This window comes from Acetivibrio saccincola (assembly GCF_002844395.1).
GTDB classification, from domain to species: domain Bacteria; phylum Bacillota; class Clostridia; order Acetivibrionales; family Acetivibrionaceae; genus Herbivorax; species Herbivorax saccincola.
This window is the reverse complement of sequence record NZ_CP025197.1, coordinates 924,530-942,160: the sequence shown is the minus strand read 5'-3', so window position 1 is coordinate 942,160 and position 17,631 is coordinate 924,530. Positions and strand designations below refer to the sequence as shown.

Genomic DNA, 17,631 nt, shown 5'->3' with positions numbered 1-17,631 from the left:
GTTATTATAAGTGCAAAAAATTCACGATGAAATCCAGCTTGATGAAAATACAAGAAAATTAATTTTTGATATAAATAAAGAATTAGAATCGAAAGACAAAGAATTAAAATCGAAAGACAAAGAATTAAAATCGAAAGATATAGAAATTAATGCATTAAAAATCGAAATAGAAAATTTAAAAAGTATAATTTTAAATAGAAATAAAAAGATTTTTGGAAAATCAAGCGAAAAATTTTCTGGTGAGCAATTATCTCTCTTTAATGAAGCTGAACTTTATAGTGACCTCAAGAAAGAAGAGCCAGAAAAAGAAGAGATTAAATATATACGAAACAAGTCTTCTAAAAAGAATACTAAAAAAGAGAACTTATCAGAATTAGAAAGGGTAACAATTCATCACAAACTTGAAGAAAATGAAAGGCAGTGTGATTGCTGCTCTACCCCTATGGATTTTATAGGAACTACTTCTAAAGAAATATTAAAATATATTCCAGCCAAACTATATGTAGAAGAACATATAAACTATAGTTATGCATGTAAATCTTGTCAACCAGAAGAGGAAAAAACAAATATAATTACTTCTAAAGCACCAAATACTTTACTTTCTAAGAGTATGGCCTCAAATGAAATATTAAGTCATGTAATGAGTCTTAAATATCTTTATGCGCTACCTCTATATAGACAGGAAAACTATTTTAAGATGCTTGGATTAAGCTTATCTAGACAAACATTATCAAATTGGATAGTTAGAGCTGCTAATGAATTTGAACTAATTTATAAAATAATGAAAAAAGAGTTACTTAAAAGAAATTACATTCAAGCTGATGAAACTACTTTGAAAGTTTTAGAGAAAAATGGAGATGAATCAAGAACTAAGCACTATATGTGGTTATATAAAAGTGGAACTAATATAAATCCAATAATTTTGTATGAATATCAAAGGACAGGATCAGGAATAAATCCTAAAAATTTTCTCAAGAAGTTTTCAGGATATCTTCAAACTGATGGATATGCCGGTTACAATCGAGTAAAAAATGTAAAGCAGCTTTATTGCTTAGCCCATATACGGCGAAAGTTTCATGACATAGTAATAACGCTAAGTAAGGAAGCCCGAGAAGAATCATTAGCATATAAAGGGTTTGTTTACTGTGAAAAACTTTATAAAATAGAAACGGAGCTTCGAGAAAAGTACAGTAAAAATGATGACTACTTTGACATTCGTTATAATGTCAGGCTAGAAAAATCTGCTCCCATAATTGATGAATTTATAGAATTTATAAATGCTAACATATATAATTCCTTAGGGCAAAGTGCATTAGGAAGGGCTTTAGAGTATGCAAAAAATCATGTACCAAATTTCAAGATATTTTTAGAAGATGGCTCATTAGAAATTGACAATAATGCTTCAGAAAGGGCAATAAAACCTTTTATAATTGGACGTAAAAATTGGCTTTTTTGTAAAACCGAAAAAGGTGCAAAGGCTAGCAGTATTATATATAGTATAATGGAAACAGCAAAAGCTAATAAACTAATGGTGGAAAAATATTTGACATATTTAATAAATGCCTTGTCCAATCTAAAAATAAATGATAAGTCTAAATTAAAGGATTTAATGCCTTGGTCTAAAAGTTTGCCAGATAACTTAAAAATACCTACTAAATAATTTTCATAGCTAAATATTATTAAAATTTCAACGTTCAATATAAAATAATTTTTTATAAATAAAACTATATCATTTATTAAAGTTTAATTCTAGACGTTAATTTCTTGACGCTTACGTATAATTTGTCTGCAGAGTTGACTTTTCCGGAAACACAATATATTTTGTCTCTTTTAAAGACATGTTTTTTCCTGAAGTCATAGAGTAAATAAACCCGGTTAGTGTCAAGATCCTTCATTGTAAAAATATTGTATCTATCTAATTCTTTGCAATTTATCACTACCATGTTATTAGCACTAAAATTAAACACTGCAAAGCTCCTTCATCATAAAAAATATAGAATCTTATATAGGATTTTATACGCTTCCCTGAAACTTGTATGGTTTCAGCCCGGTTGTAGGTTCCCTGTTGCTTCCCAGCATTGCAGGGTATCGGCAGAGCCGGGCCTCAATAGAATTATTGACAAAAAGCAAATTAAATTAACATTGTACTTTTATGTTTTTACTTTTTTAAATTTGCTAGACAAATAAGTATTGCCAATTATTAAAAAATTTATGTATAAAACTTTAATAATTGGCAAAACTCTATAATGAAAAACAAAATGCAGTTATATATTCTGTAAACTAAAATTAATTAATGTTTCTTGCTGAGAAGGATTTACATAAAATCTAAACCCACAAAATTATTTACACTCCCTTTTTTAAAGTGTTCAGACTGTTAATATTCAGACTGCAATATTCAAACTGTAATATTCAGGCTGTTTTTTATACCACTATCTTTAATTTATTATCCACCAGATCAATTTTTACATCTGTTCCGTCACTTATATCGCCTTTTATTATCATTCTTCCTATCTCCGTCTCCACAAACTTCTGTATATATCTTTTTAAAGGCCTTGCACCATAAACAGGGTTGTATGAATTGTCCACAATATACTCTTTAGCTTCCCTTGTCACATTAAGTTTTATCTGTCTGTCATCAAGCCTTCTTTGAAGGTCCTTTAAAATAATGTCTATTATCTGTATTATCTCGTCTTTTCTCAAAGGTTTAAATATTACAACCTCATCCACACGGTTTAAAAACTCAGGTTTAAAATGCATGTTTAAACTTTCCGTTACTTTATCCCTTACACCTTCTTCTAATTCCCCGTCTTCTTTAATGCCATCTAAAAGATACTGGCTTCCTATGTTTGAAGTCATAATTACAACTGTGTTTTTAAAGTCCACCGTTCTTCCCTGGCTGTCAGTAAGGCGTCCATCATCTAAAAGCTGCAGCAGCACATTAAAAACTTCCGGGTGAGCCTTTTCAATTTCATCAAAAAGTATTACACTATAAGGCTTTCTCCTCACTGCCTCTGTAAGCTGCCCTCCCTCATCATATCCCACATATCCGGGAGGTGCCCCGATTAATCTTGCAACTGCATGTCTTTCCATATACTCAGACATGTCAATGCGCACTATATTTTCCTCACTGTCAAAAAGAGCCTCAGAAAGTGCCTTTGCAAGCTCTGTCTTACCAACTCCCGTCGGACCTAAAAATATAAAGGAACCAATAGGTCTTCTGGGGTCTTTAAGCCCTGACCTTGCCCTTATGACAGAGTCAGTCACGGCTTCCACTGCCTCATCCTGTCCTACAACCCTCTGGTGCAGTATATTGTCAAGATTTAATAGCTTATCCCTCTCATTTTCAACAAGCTTTGTTACAGGAATACCTGTCCACCTTGAAACAATTTCTGCAATTTCTTCTTCTCCCACTTCTTCTTTTAACAAAGTCCCTTCATTTGACTCTTTGCGCTTCTTTGCTTCTTCTAACTGTTTTTGAAGTTCCGGAAGCTTTCCGTGCTTTAAAATAGCCAATTTGTCCAAATCATACTGCCTTTCAGCTTCCTCTATCTGTCTTTTCACCTCTTCAATTTCCTCTTTTAAATGCTTCTCCTTTTTAATATCTTCCTTTTCCAATTCCCACTGCGCCTTCATTCTGTCATATATTTCCTTGTTGTCTGAAATTTCCTTTTCCAATGCCAAAAGCCTGTTTTTAGAAACTTCATCCTCTTCTTTTTTAAGTGCCTGCCTTTCAATTTCCAGCTGCATTATTTTTCTGGATATCTCATCTAATTCAGCAGGCATGCTGTCAATTTCCGTCCTTATCATTGCCGCCGCCTCATCCATAAGGTCTATGGCCTTGTCCGGCAAAAACCTGTCGCTTATATACCTGTTTGAAAGGACAGATGCGGCAATAATTGCACTGTCAGTTATTCTTACCCCGTGGTGGATTTCAAAACGCTCTTTAAGCCCTCTTAAAATTGAAATTGTGTCTTCCACTGTAGGCTGGTCTATTAAAATAGGTTGAAACCTTCTCTCCAACGCTGCATCTTTTTCAATGTATTTTCTGTATTCATCCAATGTAGTAGCCCCGATACATCTTAGCTCCCCTCTTGCAAGCATTGGCTTTAGTATGTTCCCTGCATCCATTGCCCCTTCTGCCTTTCCTGCACCTACAATATTATGAAGCTCATCTATAAAAAGTATAATCCTTCCGTTGGAGCTGTTTACCTCATTTAAAACGGCTTTAAGCCTTTCTTCAAATTCACCCCTGAACTTTGCCCCTGCAATTAATGCACCCATATCAAGGGCAAATATTGTCTTGTCCTTTAATCCTTCCGGTACATCCCCTTTTAGTATTCTCTGGGCAAGTCCCTCCACAACGGCAGTCTTACCCACCCCCGGCTCTCCAATGAGCACAGGGTTGTTTTTTGTCCTTCTGGACAAAATCCTTATAGCCCTTCTTATTTCAGCATCTCTTCCAATTACAGGGTCAAGCTTCCCTTCCCTTGCAAGATCCAACAAATCACGTCCAAACCTTTTTAAAGCATCATAAATGGCTTCAGGGTTTTGGGAAGTAATTCTCTGGTTGCTCCTCACTTTACTAAGGGCAGACATAAACTTTTCCAAAGTTATGCCGTAGTTTTTAAAAATTTTCTGTGAAGGGGTACCCCTTTCCTTTAAAAGTGCTATATAAATGTGCTCCACACTTGTATAATCATCTTTAAAACGCTTTGCCTCATCCTGGGCGTTAAGAAGAATCTGGCTGAATCTTCTGGTTAAGTAAAGGTTTGAAACGCTGCTTCCATGTACACTTGGAATTCTTGAAAGCTCCTTTTCCAAATCTGCCACATACCATTCAACATCCTGACCCATATAGCTTATAAGCTTTGGTATAAGCCCGTCTTCCTGGGTTACCAGTGCATAATGCAAATGCTCCCCGTCTAATTGCTGATGGCCTTTTTTTATCGCCACATCCTGGGAAGTACTAATTGCAGCTTGGGCTCTTTCTGTAAACTTTTCTAAATTCATATTTTACACCTCCGCTTCATGCCATACTTTCCTGCTAATTTATACTTTAATCGCTTATTATACTTACAGCTTATTTATGCTTTGCCGCCTATTTATACTTTGCTGCTTATTTATATTTTGCTGCTTATTTATATTTTGCCGCCTATTTATACTCTGCTGCTTATCTCTACTTTAATACTTATTTAAACTTTATTACTTATTCTGTCCAATTCTTTGAAGAGTTTTTTCATTTCAGCAGTTATTATTTTTGGGTTAACTATACGGATTTTTATATATAAATCCCCTCTTTTACCGTTTTTGTCAATGTATCCCTTTCCAGCCACCCTTATTTTACTGTCCGACTGTATCCCCTCAGGAATTTTTATTTTTATCCTGCCATCTAATGTATCTACATCCGCTTTACCGCCTAATGCAGCAGTCCAGGGCAGTATATCTAATGTGGTTGTAATATCATTTCCCTCTAATGTATAATTACCTTCCTGCTTTATTTTCACTGACAAAATCAAATCTCCGTTTGGACCTCCGCCAGTTCCTTCCCTTCCCTGACCCTTAAGGCGTATCTTCTCACCATCTTTTACACCCTTGGGCACTTTGAAAGTTATCTTTTTCTCACCTTTTACACTTCTTAAATTCAGCCTTTTTTCAACTCCCTTGTAACCTTCCTCCAGTGATATCTCTATTTGAACTTCTACATCTTCTCCTTTTCTGGAATAACGCCCGGCACCTCTGAATTCGCTAAAAAAGCTGCTAAAATCAAATCCACTGTCCCTACCAAAAAACATATTGAAAAAATCGCTGTAGCCCTGGCTGTCCCCCGTTGTTCTGTACTCATATCTCACATTCCCGAAACCAAACTGGGAGGGATCAAAATCATATCCATCCTGGAAATTATAATGGCTTCCAAAAGTATCATATTTTTTTCTTTTTTCTTCATCACCCAAAACTTCATATGCTTCATTTACCTCTTTAAATTTCCTTTCAGCTTCCTTATTATTTTTATTTACATCCGGATGGTACTTTTTAGCAAGTTTTCTATATGCCTTTTTTATCTCATCCTGTGTAGCATTTTTATCAACGCCCAAAATTTTGTAGTAATCTTTATACTCCATTTATTTCCCTCCTTTTCCTGTAATCAATATGCTTAATTTACCATAAATCCTTTAAAATACAACACCGAATCATTAAAAAACAGAAAGTTTGACTTTGACTTTCTCTGATCTTAAATATATAATACTAGAAATTTTCAAAAAAATCAATAAAAAACTTATTTTTAAAGAAACATATATTAGAAATACACAGAAAAAATTATTTTATAAATAGAAAATCTATTTCTCAATGGAATAAAAATCCTTTCTTATATCTTTCAAGTAGGAAAATGGCTCTCCAACAAAATATATCCTTAAATGGTGCAGCGCACGGGTACATATTGTATAAAACAGTTTTCTGTCCTCCCCTAAGTAGTAATTTTCATAATTTGCATTGTAGACAAGTACAGCGTCGTACTCTAACCCCTTTATAAGATAGCTTGGAATTATAATTGTGCCCTCCGGAAATTCACTGTCCTCATTTCCCACAATATTTACATCAATACGTCCCTTTAACATGCTGTATGCTTCTTTGCACTCTGCATACGTTTTACACACAATTGCTATTGATTTGATACCCTTTTCTTCGTAGTCCTTTACATGGGCTATAATTTTATCAATAAGCTCATTTTTGTCTTCACACTTTATTAAAATTGGTTTTTCCCCTGGTCTGGACACCACCTCATAAACTTTTTCTTTAAAAAGAATATTTTGGGAAAAATCTGAAATTTCCTTTGTAGACCTGTAGCTTTTGTCTAAATTCACTATAAAAGGCGGTTCTTTTTCCCCTGTTATTTCTCCAAAAGTACCCACATTATAGTAGGGATGAATTGTTTGATTTAAATCACCTAAAATGGTAATATTGCTTTTTTCAAAACATTTAAAAAGCACTTTATACTGTATAGGTGAGTAGTCCTGAGCTTCGTCTATAATTACATGTTTTATTGCATGACTTTTTCTTACTACTTGAGAAAAGTATTCTAAGTATATAACAGGTGCGATGTCTTCATAGGAAACTATGTTATTATTCAGCCTGTTTACTGTACTTTTTCTTATATAATCTATTTCTGAAGGCAAAGAAATGCCCTTAGATACTTTGCTAAATACCTCATCATTTTCAAAAAGCATCTTGTATAAATCAATGGAGCGGTACCTTGTAAATTCAATTATTTTTGATTTTAATTCTTCAGTTTCATTTTTTACAATTGTTCTTGCCATATATCTTATTTCACCGGAAGATAAACCAACATGCTCAGGGTCATTTTCAAGTTTTTGAGCCAATTCCCTTATGGTTCTGTCATTATACTTTTCCAGCATTGTAAACAGCCTTTGACGGATTAACTTCAGGCGTTCTCCATAGGGGTATGATTTATAGCTGTCATTATAGAGATTGGATATCTCCTCTGAATTTACAATGGTCTCACCCTTATAAACTATATCAGGGAATTGCATTTTTTTGTTTTGTAAATAATCAATATAATTATCCATTAAATCCACAAATTCTTTCCCTGATTTAAACTGTATCTCCTTTGCCTTCTTTTCATCCCTGAAGCAAAGAAGTTTTTCCAGTTGGGAATTAAAACTCTCTAATTTCATATCACTGCTAAAAAATTTTGCGGCAAAATCCATAAAAGAAGTCTGCTTTATATTTTCTTCTCCTAATTCAGGTAATACATTGGAAATATAACTGCTGAATATCTTGTTGGGTGAAAAAATAATTATATTTTTAGCAGTTATTGTGTCCCTGAATCTATATAAAAGATAAGCCGCCCGGTGGAGTGCAACTGATGTTTTGCCACTCCCCGCAGGTCCTTGAACAACTAAAATAGGGCTTTCTTCATTTCTAATTACCCTGTTCTGTTCTTTTTGAATGGTGCTTACAATTGTCCTCATTTTGTTGTCCACATTTTTACTTAGGATTTCCTGAAGTATGTCATCATCTATTTTTACATCGGTATTAAACATGTATTCAATTTTGTCTTTATATATTTTAAATTGTCGCTTTAAAAGTATTTCACCTTCAATTATCCCGTCCGGACATTTATAGCTGGCATTTCCAATTTCATATTCATAGAAAATGCTGCAAATAGGTGCCCTCCAGTCGTAAATGAGTATGTCATCCTTGTAAAAGAGAGTAGAAATTCCTATATAAACCTCCTCAGCTTCCCTGTGGTCTTTTTCTAAAAAATCCACCCTTGCAAAGTAAGGAGACTTTTGGAGTTTTTCCAGTTGAGCCTTTCTCCTGTTAAAAAACTCCCGCTTTTCACTAAAATTCTTTAATATATCCAAATACTGCTTTGTTTCAACCAGCCTGTCAAAGTCATCTGTGAAATGTGCAGTGTCTTCCCACATCATCTTATTTGTAGCAATTAATTTTCCTTTGAAGCTTTCTAAGTATTTATCCATTACTTCTATATTTGCCTCAATTATTTTATATATTTTTTCAAGCCTCTGCTTCTCATATACCCAGTCCCTTTCACTTATCTGCATAATTTCCTCCTTGCAATGAAAAATAATCCTTCCAAAGTCCTTTTAAACACCTACTAAAATGCTTATCTTGTATTTCTATCTTATTATTTTTATCTCGTATCTTTATTTTATATTTTATTTTATATTTTTGCTTTATATTTTTGTACTGTATTTTAATTTTTATCTAGTATTTAATATTTCTTCGTAAACTTTAATATATTCCTTTACCATTTTTTCTTGACTAAATCTTTCTACTACAGTCTTGCGGCACTCTTTTCTGGATATCTTTTTTACATCTTTTATCTGTTCACACATTTCATCAATACTTTCTGATATAAACCCGTTTACACCGTTTTGAATTAATTCTGGCATGGAACCTTTGTTAAATGCCAATACAGGAGTTCCGCAGGCCATTGATTCAACAACGCTTAAACCAAAAGGTTCGTTGAAATTAATTGGATGAAGGAGTGCATATGCATTTCCTAAAATCTCATCTCTTTTTTCAGGTCCTACAGATCCTATGTACTCAATATCATCTCCTAAATGAGGTTTAACAAATTCTTCATAATATTTTTCATCCTGGATAATGCCGGCGATAATAAGTTTCATCCCTGCTTTTTTTGCTATTTCTATTGCTTCTTTAGCTCCTTTGTCATGGTGAATTCTTCCAAAGAAAAGAAGGTATTTCCCCTCTTCCTCTTTCAATGTGAAGTTATTAATGTCAATACCGTGATATACAGTTCTTATATAGTCAAGTTCAGAGCTTCTGTCAGCATCACTAATGGAAACGTAATAGGTTTTCTTGTTGTACTTTTTGTATACAGGCAAAATTTTAGGTGATGAAAACCCGTGAATGGTTGTAACCATAGGTGTTTTTATAAGCCCGCTGTAGGTTAAGGGCAAAAAATCAAAATTATTGTGAATTATATCAAACTCGTCTGCCTGTTCCATAATTTCAGATATGTGAAGGCATTCCCACACTTTAGGGTCTATACTTTTGTCCTCTTCATAGGGTCTTTCACAAATTCCCCTTAGCTTTGCCTTTGTTACTGAATCCTTTGTTGCATAAAGGGTTACATCAATATTTTCCTTTACCAGTCCTTCCGTCAAAAGGGACACAACCCTTTCCCACGGTCCGTAGTGCCTTGGAGGTGTCCTCCATGCAATAGGTGATAATATTGCTACTTTCATATCTAAAACCCCTTTCTACTGTGATTATTGCTGTAAAACCACTCCTATTACACAGACGCTTATCATTTTATTTTATAATATTTTGCATGTATTGTATAGTGAAATATGTATAGTGAAAAACTAAAGCTTCTACATATATTTAATTGTTCCATATTGACAATTCAACACCGGCCGCCATTCCTTCCTATTAGCTGTTTCCGTTCCAGCAGCTGTTTTTTTTACCCGTATGTCTTAGGACCGGCATGCACATTCTAAAAGTATAGCAAATGGTAATAACAGTATAAATAGTATAATATACAACATGTCAACCTCATGCCATCCAGTAAATTTATTTTTAATTTTTTGAAAACTTAAATAATAACTGAACACCTTAATATATCATAAAATTACAAGAACTAACCTCTTTAAATAGTTTATCACTTTTCCTTCATCATCTTCAAGTATTATCTGCCACCTCCACTCCATGTAATTGCGTGTTTTTTTAATCTTTCCTGTGACAAAATTTTATTTTTATATCTTTCATAAATTTGCAGGAATTTTTTTAAACTTGTAGTATCTATACAATTATGTGCGGAAAGTTCATGGAATGGCACATTTTTTTTATTATTAATAATATCATATATTGAAATTAGTATTTATTATCCGGAAAAAATATTGTATAATGAACATAGAGATGTATTTATGTAAAGGAGAGTTCATATGGCAGTAAACGTTAACCGTATGCAACCCAAATTCTTCCTAGATAAGAGCAGAGTTATCGCCAAACTATACCGCCCCAGAGAAGATGAAAGAGTAAAAAACGTCCTAAACAGAATCATGTCCTTTTCTGAAAGTGAAGTGCAGTCAATTCTTGACAAAGTTATAGAAAATTTCTCCCACAGACATAAAAATATATGGCGTATTTTTGATAGAAATTTCAATGCCATAAAGCATTTAATACCGGAAGGCGTTCATTTAAGTGATTCTAGAAGGGCACTTATCGGAGCATCTTTCACAAATGAATATTCAATACAGGCTGCTGCTTTTTTTAACCCATCCATTGTACCGCATTTTAACCAGCATGGATTGCCTGACGGCTCTTTGAGATTTATATTAAGTTTCCGCTCCACGGGCGAAAATCATATTTCTTCTATTGAATTTAGAAGCGGTGTAATTGACGAAAATCTATCCATAAAACTTGATGAAGTAAGCAGATTTGCTGAAACACCTAAGGTTTTGAAAAACCCTACTTATGACAAACACACTTTTTTAATGAAGCTTAAGGAAATGAATTGCATGGATTACCATGTAAATGAGGTCTTTTCATACCTGGGTGATAGTTTTACACTATCAGAACTTTTAGCGTCAATAAATCTTATACAAAAACGTGAAGTTTCTTTGACTTCTGCATTTGAAAAGACAATCAGTGATATAAAATGGCTGGCAGAGTCAAATTATGAAATACAATTCAGTTTTGATCAAAAATTATCAGAAAGAGTAATTGTACCTGTGTCAAGTAATGAAAGCAACGGGATTGAAGATGCAAGGTTTGTAAAATTTGTAGATGACAATGGAAGCGTTACCTATTATGCAACTTATACCGCATACAATGGTAAGAGTATTTTGCCTCAATTACTTGAAACTAAAGATTTTCTTTCTTTTAAAATGATAACATTAAACGGAAAGTCAGTAAAAGACAAAGGCATGGCTTTGTTCCCACGAAAGGTAAACGGCAAGTATATGATGATATCCAGGATAGACGGAGAACAGTTGTTTATAATGGAGTCTGACAATATACATTTTTGGAATGAACACAAGCTTTTGAAAAAACCTGAGTTTCCATGGGAAATAATGCAGATTGGCAATTGTGGTTCTCCTATCGAAACAGATGAAGGCTGGATTTTGCTCACCCACGGGGTAGGACCTATGCGTCAGTACTGCATCGGTGCAATTTTACTTGATTTAGAAGATCCTTCAAAGGTAATCGGTGTTCTTGAGGAGCCTCTTTTGACCCCGACAGAGGAGGAACGTGAAGGGTATGTGCCAAATGTGGTATACTCCTGCGGAGCTCTCCTTCATAATGACCACTTAATTATACCTTATGCAATGTCTGACACCAATTCAGGTTTTGCATCTGTACCTGTAAAAGAACTCTTTGATAATTTTAAAATGTTAAAATAAATTAGATATTCTAAGTGGTAAAAACCCCAGGTGAGAATATTCCCCTGGGGTTTTATATGTTCCGTGAATATTTCATAGTTTTTTTCATCCTTTAAGGATTTTTTGACTTTAACATTGAAATCGCCATTACAATAACTATAATTGACGCCACCGCCAAACTCACTCTTAATATTACAACATTTAAAAAGGATGTCTCACTTCCTACTCCCGCTGTAGCACTTAAACTTGAACCTATTATAATCCCGGCAATTATAATACTTATGGAAAGCAAAACCAGACTAAAGGACATCCTGTTTAACGCTCTTTCAAACCTTTTTTGTATCTCCCCTATTTCTTTAAGCTCCAGCTGAAGAGTAAAATTTTCATTTTCCATCTTCATTAAAAAATTTAGCATTGCAGAGGGAAGCTCAGACAGCAGCTCCCTGTAATTCCATAAATTCTTTCTTATATCCCTGCTTATTCTCTCTAAGGTAAAAGATTTATAAATAAGCCTTTTTGCAACTGGCTTAATAATTATAGCAGGGTTAATATCCGGGGACAGTTTTTCAAGTACCCCTTGAAGTGTGCCTAATGTCTTTGCTAAAAGTGCAAATTCCCTTGGGATTCTAATTTGGTTTGAATGTGCTATATTAAAAATCTCATAAACCGCTTCATCAATTTTTATTTCCTTTAGAGGCATTGTCAGGTATTTATCTATAATTTCATCCACATCTTTTTCAAACATTTTTAAATTACTTTTATTTTGTATTGCCCCCATATCAACTATTGACTTAACAACTAACTTGCTGTTTCTAGAGGTAACCCCTATGAAAAATTTTAATATCATATTTTTTCTGGACTCACTTAAAGTACCAACCATTCCTAAGTCTAAGAAAATTATGGTACCATCAGGTAAAATCCGTATATTCCCCGGGTGTGGGTCTGCATGAAAAAAACCATCCCTTAATATTTGATTGCAGATAGAAGTTGCAAGCCTTTCTGCAATTTCATTCCTGTCTAAACCGGCCTTGTCCAGTTTCTCATGGTCATCTATTTTAATACCTTCCACATACTCCATAGTAAGAACACGTTTTTTGGTGTAAACCCACTTCACATTTGGCACAATAACACCTTCATCCTTAGCAAAATTCTCTTTAAACCTGTCTAAATTTTCTGCTTCTTTAGTAAAATCCAATTCATTTTTAATTACTCCTTCCAGCTCTAAAACCATTTCCTTAAAGCTGTAGGTTTTGCCGTACTTGGTATGGTTGTCCACAAAACTTGCCAAGTCTTTTAGAATATTTATATCCTGCTTTATTATTTTTTCTATTTCAGGTCTTTGTACTTTAACAGCAACTTCTTGACCTGTAATAAGCCTTGCCCGGTGTACCTGGGATATGGAAGCTGCTGCTATCGGTTCTTCTTCAAATTCTTTGTAGATATTTTTCAGCTCTTCTTTAAACTCTTCTTCTATTACTTTTTTTACTTCATCAAAGGAAATTGAAGGAACTGAATCCTGAAGCTTCTTCAGCTCTTCTACAATATCTGCCGGCAAAATATCCGGCCTTGTGCTCAATACCTGTCCTAGCTTAATAAATGTAGGTCCAAGCTCTTCTAATGACAAGCGGAGCCTCTCCCCTGTAGAAAGCTTGACCTTATCACTTCTCGCATCTTCTGAATTTAATTTTTTCATTTTTAAATATTTAAAAATTCCAAGCTGGTCTAATAGCAGACCAAAACCGTGCTTTGTCAGCACTGTGATTATCTGTCTGTATCTTGTTATACTGATTTTCCTGTTTAACATAATATCATTCCTTGTTCCTTGAAAGCCCGTATTATTTTTTATATTAAAAAGTGAAATGTCTAGCTAAAACTAAATATTTAGTTTTAGCTAGAACATTTATCAACACTAATCTTTTATTTTATAACAAATACTGCTATATGTCTACAGTGCTAAGATAGGAAATATAGTAAGAAATGAGGCTTTCAGAACCTTTATTCCGGTTATACCCATCCTCTGTAAGACCGTCAAAACATCCGCCTGTTTCAGTATCTATCAGGCTTATGCCTTTAATATTTTCACCTTCATACCATTTGTGACACCTTTTTGCCTGATCTTTGTACCTTACATTGCCTGTAATATTATAACCTTCTAAATATGTTAAAACAGTTTCACAGGCTTCGACAGGCTGCTCATCAAATTTAGCAGGCTCTTTGCCCTTCATGAACCACCCGCTACATCCTACAGGCTTAAATAAACCGTCTTTAAAAGTTACACTTTCTAAAAATCCAAGGCTTTCTTCTGCAACTTCTAAAAACTCTTTATTACCTGTAACTTTGTATGCTTTAAAAAGTGACCAGGGCAATACACTGTTGCTGTAAGTTATACAATCTTCAAACCATTTCCAGTCACTGCTTCTGCTTTTATAGTAGCTGTCACTAAGTTCTTCTGCCAGTTTCAAAATATATTCCTTTAAAGAAGCATCACCTGAATACTCCATTCCTATAATGGAATAGGCTTTAGCCCTTAGGTGCTGCAGAGATGTAACGTTGGGCAGGGCTTTTTTAAATATATACCTTAAAGCCCCCTTTACTCCTGAAGGGATGTGCTGGTTGGAAATGGCATAACCTAAAGCCCAAAGTGACCTTCCATAGCTGTCTTCTGACCCCTCTTCTTCAAGCCATTTCCTGTCATAGCTCATAAAGTTTCTAAATCTTCCTCTTTCATTTAAAGCATTTAGCATGAAAGAAGAATATCTGTGTATTAAATCGAAATACTTTTTCTCCCCGTACCTTTCATACAGCATAACTGCCATAATTAAGGCACGGGCATTGTCATCAGTTGTATATCCGTATCTAGGGTCGGGCACCCCGTATTTTGAATGTTGAAATATACCTGTATCATCAGTTAAGAGGAAAATAAAATGGTCATTTATCTCTTTATTTTCTTCTTTACCTGGTAATGTATTCTCCATTACTGTATCACCTTTTGCTATTTTTTATTGTATTGCTTCTTTGCTAAATTGTGCTGCCTTTTAGCTTATCACGGCACTTTTATTACACCACTTTACTATATTTACACCACTATATATACTTTTACGCCACTACACTATTTTACGCTGCTCTACTGTTTACATCACTTTATTGCTTACACCACTATACTATTTTACGCCGCTTTACTGTTTACACCACTACACTGTCTTTCAGCCTTACTTCTTCAACCGTTTTAATGAACATTTTAGCATATTGCCTAGCAATATCTTCCCACATCATTGTCCTGCCAAGACTTAGGGTCTTGTTTTCCATTTCTTTTTTCTCTTCAGGATTTTCAATAACATATTTCAACTTTTCAGCTAAAGAATCAGAGTTCCTAAACTCTGCTAAAAGACCGCGGCCTTCTGACAGCATTTCTTCTGCATATCTATACGGGGTTGAAACTATTACCCTGCCATATCCCACAGCATAAGCAAGGGTACCGCTTACTGCCTGGTCTTTGCCTAAATACGGTGTCATATATATGTCTGACATTCTTAAGTATTGGATGATTTCATCCTTTGTAAGGTATTTATCAACAAATATAACATGATCCCCGATTCCTAGTTCGTTAACTTTGGCAATAAGCTTTTCCCTGTATTCTTCACCTGATCTCTTTTTAATAGCAGGATGTGTCTGGCCTAAAATGAGATACACCATATCCTTGTGCTCTTTTACAACTTTAGCAACTGCTTCTATTCCGTATTCAAGTCCTTTCCCAGGGCTTAAAAGTCCAAAAGTACTTATTACATTTTTACCTGAAAAACCGTGTTTTTCTTTAAGCTTTTCCCGGGACTCCAAAATCCTGTAGGGAACTCCATGGTGAATAACCTCTACCTTGGACAAATCCATTTCATAAACATCTTTTAAAAGAGGCTTTGTGTTTTTAGCCATGGTAACAACTTTTGCACTTCTTTTACCAAGCTCTCTTAACACTTCCCTTTCCTTTTCTCCCGGACATGGAAGCACTGTGTGAAGGGTTGTAACAAAAGGTATTTCTAAATTCTTTGCAAAGTCTAAAATATACTCTCCCGCTTCCCCACCAAAAATTCCATACTCATGCTCTATTACAACCAATTCTATATCGGATTTGTTTATTTGCTTTGCTGCTTTAATATAACTATTCCTGTCATACTGTGAAATTTCCATTATCACTCTATCACTATATTGATACTCATCACTATCACTTACCGCAATTACTTTAGGGCTGTCTATCAGATCCACATCGTCTAAAGCCCTGACCAAGTCCTGTGTAAATGTTGCCAGTCCACACTCCCTTGAAGGATATGTGCTCAAAAATGCCACGTTTCTTATTCTGTTTAATGTCATATCTTATACCTCCTTATTGTTCTTCAGTTAATTGTATTTTTTAATTTAAGACTGGGGAAAGACCCTGTCTTAAGGGTCCTATCCTGCAATTTATACCGCAATCGGGTGGCAAACACCTTCAGTTAGTATTACATTGCGCTCTTCAGTATTCATATCAACTTTGCAATTTGACATTATAACTGAATTGGCAATTAAAGCTCCTTTTTCCACCCTTGCATTGTCCCAAATTACACTTCCTATAATCTTTGAACTAGCGCCCACACGTGAATTGTCACCTAAAAATGTATCAGGTCCCACTACAGCATGGGCACCAATCTCAACATTCTCACCAATATAACACGGCCCTACAATTTTTGCATTTTGATGTATTTTAGCAGTACTGCTTATATACTGAGGGCTTTTCTTAAAGTCATGATTTAACATTTTAAAATCCCCGTTTAGTATGTCCTTATGAGCCTTTATATATTTATCAGGCGTTCCAAGGTCTAACCAATATGAACACTTATTATACACCGCTATTTTTTTCCCTTTTTCAAGAAGCTGAGGATACGTTTCCCGCTCTATTGAAACCGTTCTGCCTGAAGGTATTTCATTGAATAATTCCGGCTCAAATATATAAATACCCGCATTTATAAGATTTGAGTCTGTCTCATGAGGCTTTGGCTTTTCCTTAAAAGCAGTAACAAACCCTTTTTCATCATATTCAATAACCCCGTACGCTGATGGATCGTCCACTTCCGTTGTTGCTATGGTAGCAAAAGCACCCTTTTCCTTGTGCCATCTAATCATGTCTGAAATATTTATATCGCTTAATATATCTGCATTAAAAACAATAAAGGTGTCATCAAAAAACTCTTCCGCATTTTTTATTGCGCCGGCTGTCCCTAAAGGTATGTCCTCTGATATGTAGTTTATTTTTATTCCCAGCTTCTCCCCGTTGCCAAAATATTTTTCAATTTTATAAGGCTTATAGCATGTACTAAGTACCACTTCATCTACACCATGTTCTTTTAGTCTTTCTATATTCCTTTCCAACAGAGGTTTTCCAACAACTGGTACCATAGGCTTTGGCAATTCATTTGTAATGGGTCTTAGCCTGGTACCTTTCCCACCTGCTAAAAATAATGCTTTCATTGCTATCCCTCCTAAGTGCTTTTATTTATAGTGCATATATTAAATCTAATGGTGTTCATGTTTATTGCCCATTTCAGTAGTAATTCTATATACTATTCATTAGCGGTGAACCTGTTATTTATTTGCAATTGGCTAATAGACACACCTTTAAAGCTTTAATAATAAAATCAAAGCCTAAAAGCAATACAGAAATATGAAAATAGGCACTGCATTTAAAAAACAAAAATATCTTTTTACAAGT

At 34.5% G+C, this 17,631-nt stretch carries 10 protein-coding genes; 2 read left to right on the top strand and 8 right to left on the bottom strand.

Going from position 1 to position 17,631, the window contains the following annotated elements; all coding sequences use genetic code 11:
- The first annotated feature begins 10 nt into the window (after positions 1-10).
- The gene (gene tnpC, locus HVS_RS04220; RefSeq protein ID WP_101299558.1) at positions 11-1,660 is read left to right on the top strand and encodes an IS66 family transposase; all 1,650 of its coding nucleotides are present in this window, start codon (positions 11-13) and stop codon (positions 1,658-1,660) included.
- A 761-nt stretch (positions 1,661-2,421) separates the two neighbouring features.
- Here the strand turns inward: tnpC and clpB are convergent.
- The 4 genes from clpB to HVS_RS04200 all read right to left on the bottom strand — a co-directional run bounded on the left by clpB (position 2,422) and on the right by HVS_RS04200 (position 9,755).
- Complete coding sequence (gene clpB, locus HVS_RS04215) at positions 2,422-5,010, bottom strand: ATP-dependent chaperone ClpB (RefSeq protein WP_101299556.1); 2,589 nt, start codon at positions 5,008-5,010, stop codon at positions 2,422-2,424.
- Between the two features lie 182 nt (positions 5,011-5,192).
- On the bottom strand, positions 5,193-6,119 hold the full coding sequence (locus tag HVS_RS04210) for a DnaJ C-terminal domain-containing protein (protein ID WP_101299554.1): 927 nt from the start codon (positions 6,117-6,119) through the stop codon (positions 5,193-5,195).
- A gap of 216 nt (positions 6,120-6,335) precedes the next feature.
- Positions 6,336-8,585: an RNA polymerase recycling motor HelD gene (gene helD, locus HVS_RS04205; RefSeq protein ID WP_101299552.1), complete on the bottom strand. Its 2,250-nt coding sequence runs from the start codon at positions 8,583-8,585 to the stop codon at positions 6,336-6,338.
- A 159-nt stretch (positions 8,586-8,744) separates the two neighbouring features.
- Entirely contained in the window at positions 8,745-9,755 is a 1,011-nt protein-coding gene (locus HVS_RS04200; protein WP_101299549.1) for a glycosyltransferase family 4 protein, read from the bottom strand.
- Positions 9,756-10,454: 699 nt separating this feature from the next.
- Between HVS_RS04200 and HVS_RS04195 the strand changes: the two genes are divergently transcribed.
- A complete protein-coding gene (locus HVS_RS04195) occupies positions 10,455-11,915 on the top strand; it encodes a glycoside hydrolase family 130 protein (RefSeq protein WP_101299547.1) in 1,461 nt (486 codons plus the stop codon).
- A gap of 91 nt (positions 11,916-12,006) precedes the next feature.
- On the opposite strand, the gene ubiB is transcribed toward HVS_RS04195, so the two are convergent.
- The 4 genes from ubiB to HVS_RS04175 form a co-directional block, all read right to left on the bottom strand.
- Positions 12,007-13,698 carry a 2-polyprenylphenol 6-hydroxylase gene (gene ubiB / locus HVS_RS04190; protein WP_101299545.1) on the bottom strand — a complete coding sequence of 564 codons (1,692 nt, stop codon included), beginning with the start codon at positions 13,696-13,698 and terminating at the stop codon, positions 12,007-12,009.
- A gap of 133 nt (positions 13,699-13,831) precedes the next feature.
- On the bottom strand, positions 13,832-14,869 hold the full coding sequence (locus HVS_RS04185) for a glycoside hydrolase family protein (RefSeq protein ID WP_101299543.1): 1,038 nt from the start codon (positions 14,867-14,869) through the stop codon (positions 13,832-13,834).
- A gap of 208 nt (positions 14,870-15,077) precedes the next feature.
- Positions 15,078-16,256 (bottom strand): glycosyltransferase family 4 protein, encoded by a 1,179-nt coding sequence (locus HVS_RS04180; protein WP_101299541.1) that lies wholly within the window; start codon positions 16,254-16,256, stop codon positions 15,078-15,080.
- Positions 16,257-16,346: 90 nt separating this feature from the next.
- Entirely contained in the window at positions 16,347-17,390 is a 1,044-nt protein-coding gene (locus HVS_RS04175) for a nucleotidyltransferase family protein (RefSeq protein ID WP_101299539.1), read from the bottom strand.
- Between the last annotated feature and the right edge of the window lie 241 nt (positions 17,391-17,631).

What these genes read in the sequence shown, in the direction of transcription:
- ubiB (WP_101299545.1), bottom strand. Translation starts at nt 13,698, where the DNA reads ATGTTAAACAGGAAAATCAGTATAACAAGATACAGACAGATAATCACA.
- HVS_RS04180 (WP_101299541.1), bottom strand. Translation starts at nt 16,256, where the DNA reads ATGACATTAAACAGAATAAGAAACGTGGCATTTTTGAGCACATATCCT.
- clpB (WP_101299556.1), bottom strand. Translation starts at nt 5,010, where the DNA reads ATGAATTTAGAAAAGTTTACAGAAAGAGCCCAAGCTGCAATTAGTACT.
- HVS_RS04175 (WP_101299539.1), bottom strand. Translation starts at nt 17,390, where the DNA reads ATGAAAGCATTATTTTTAGCAGGTGGGAAAGGTACCAGGCTAAGACCC.
- HVS_RS04185 (WP_101299543.1), bottom strand. Translation starts at nt 14,869, where the DNA reads ATGGAGAATACATTACCAGGTAAAGAAGAAAATAAAGAGATAAATGAC.
- HVS_RS04195 (WP_101299547.1), top strand. Translation starts at nt 10,455, where the DNA reads ATGGCAGTAAACGTTAACCGTATGCAACCCAAATTCTTCCTAGATAAG.
- helD (WP_101299552.1), bottom strand. Translation starts at nt 8,585, where the DNA reads ATGCAGATAAGTGAAAGGGACTGGGTATATGAGAAGCAGAGGCTTGAA.
- HVS_RS04210 (WP_101299554.1), bottom strand. Translation starts at nt 6,119, where the DNA reads ATGGAGTATAAAGATTACTACAAAATTTTGGGCGTTGATAAAAATGCT.
- HVS_RS04200 (WP_101299549.1), bottom strand. Translation starts at nt 9,755, where the DNA reads ATGAAAGTAGCAATATTATCACCTATTGCATGGAGGACACCTCCAAGG.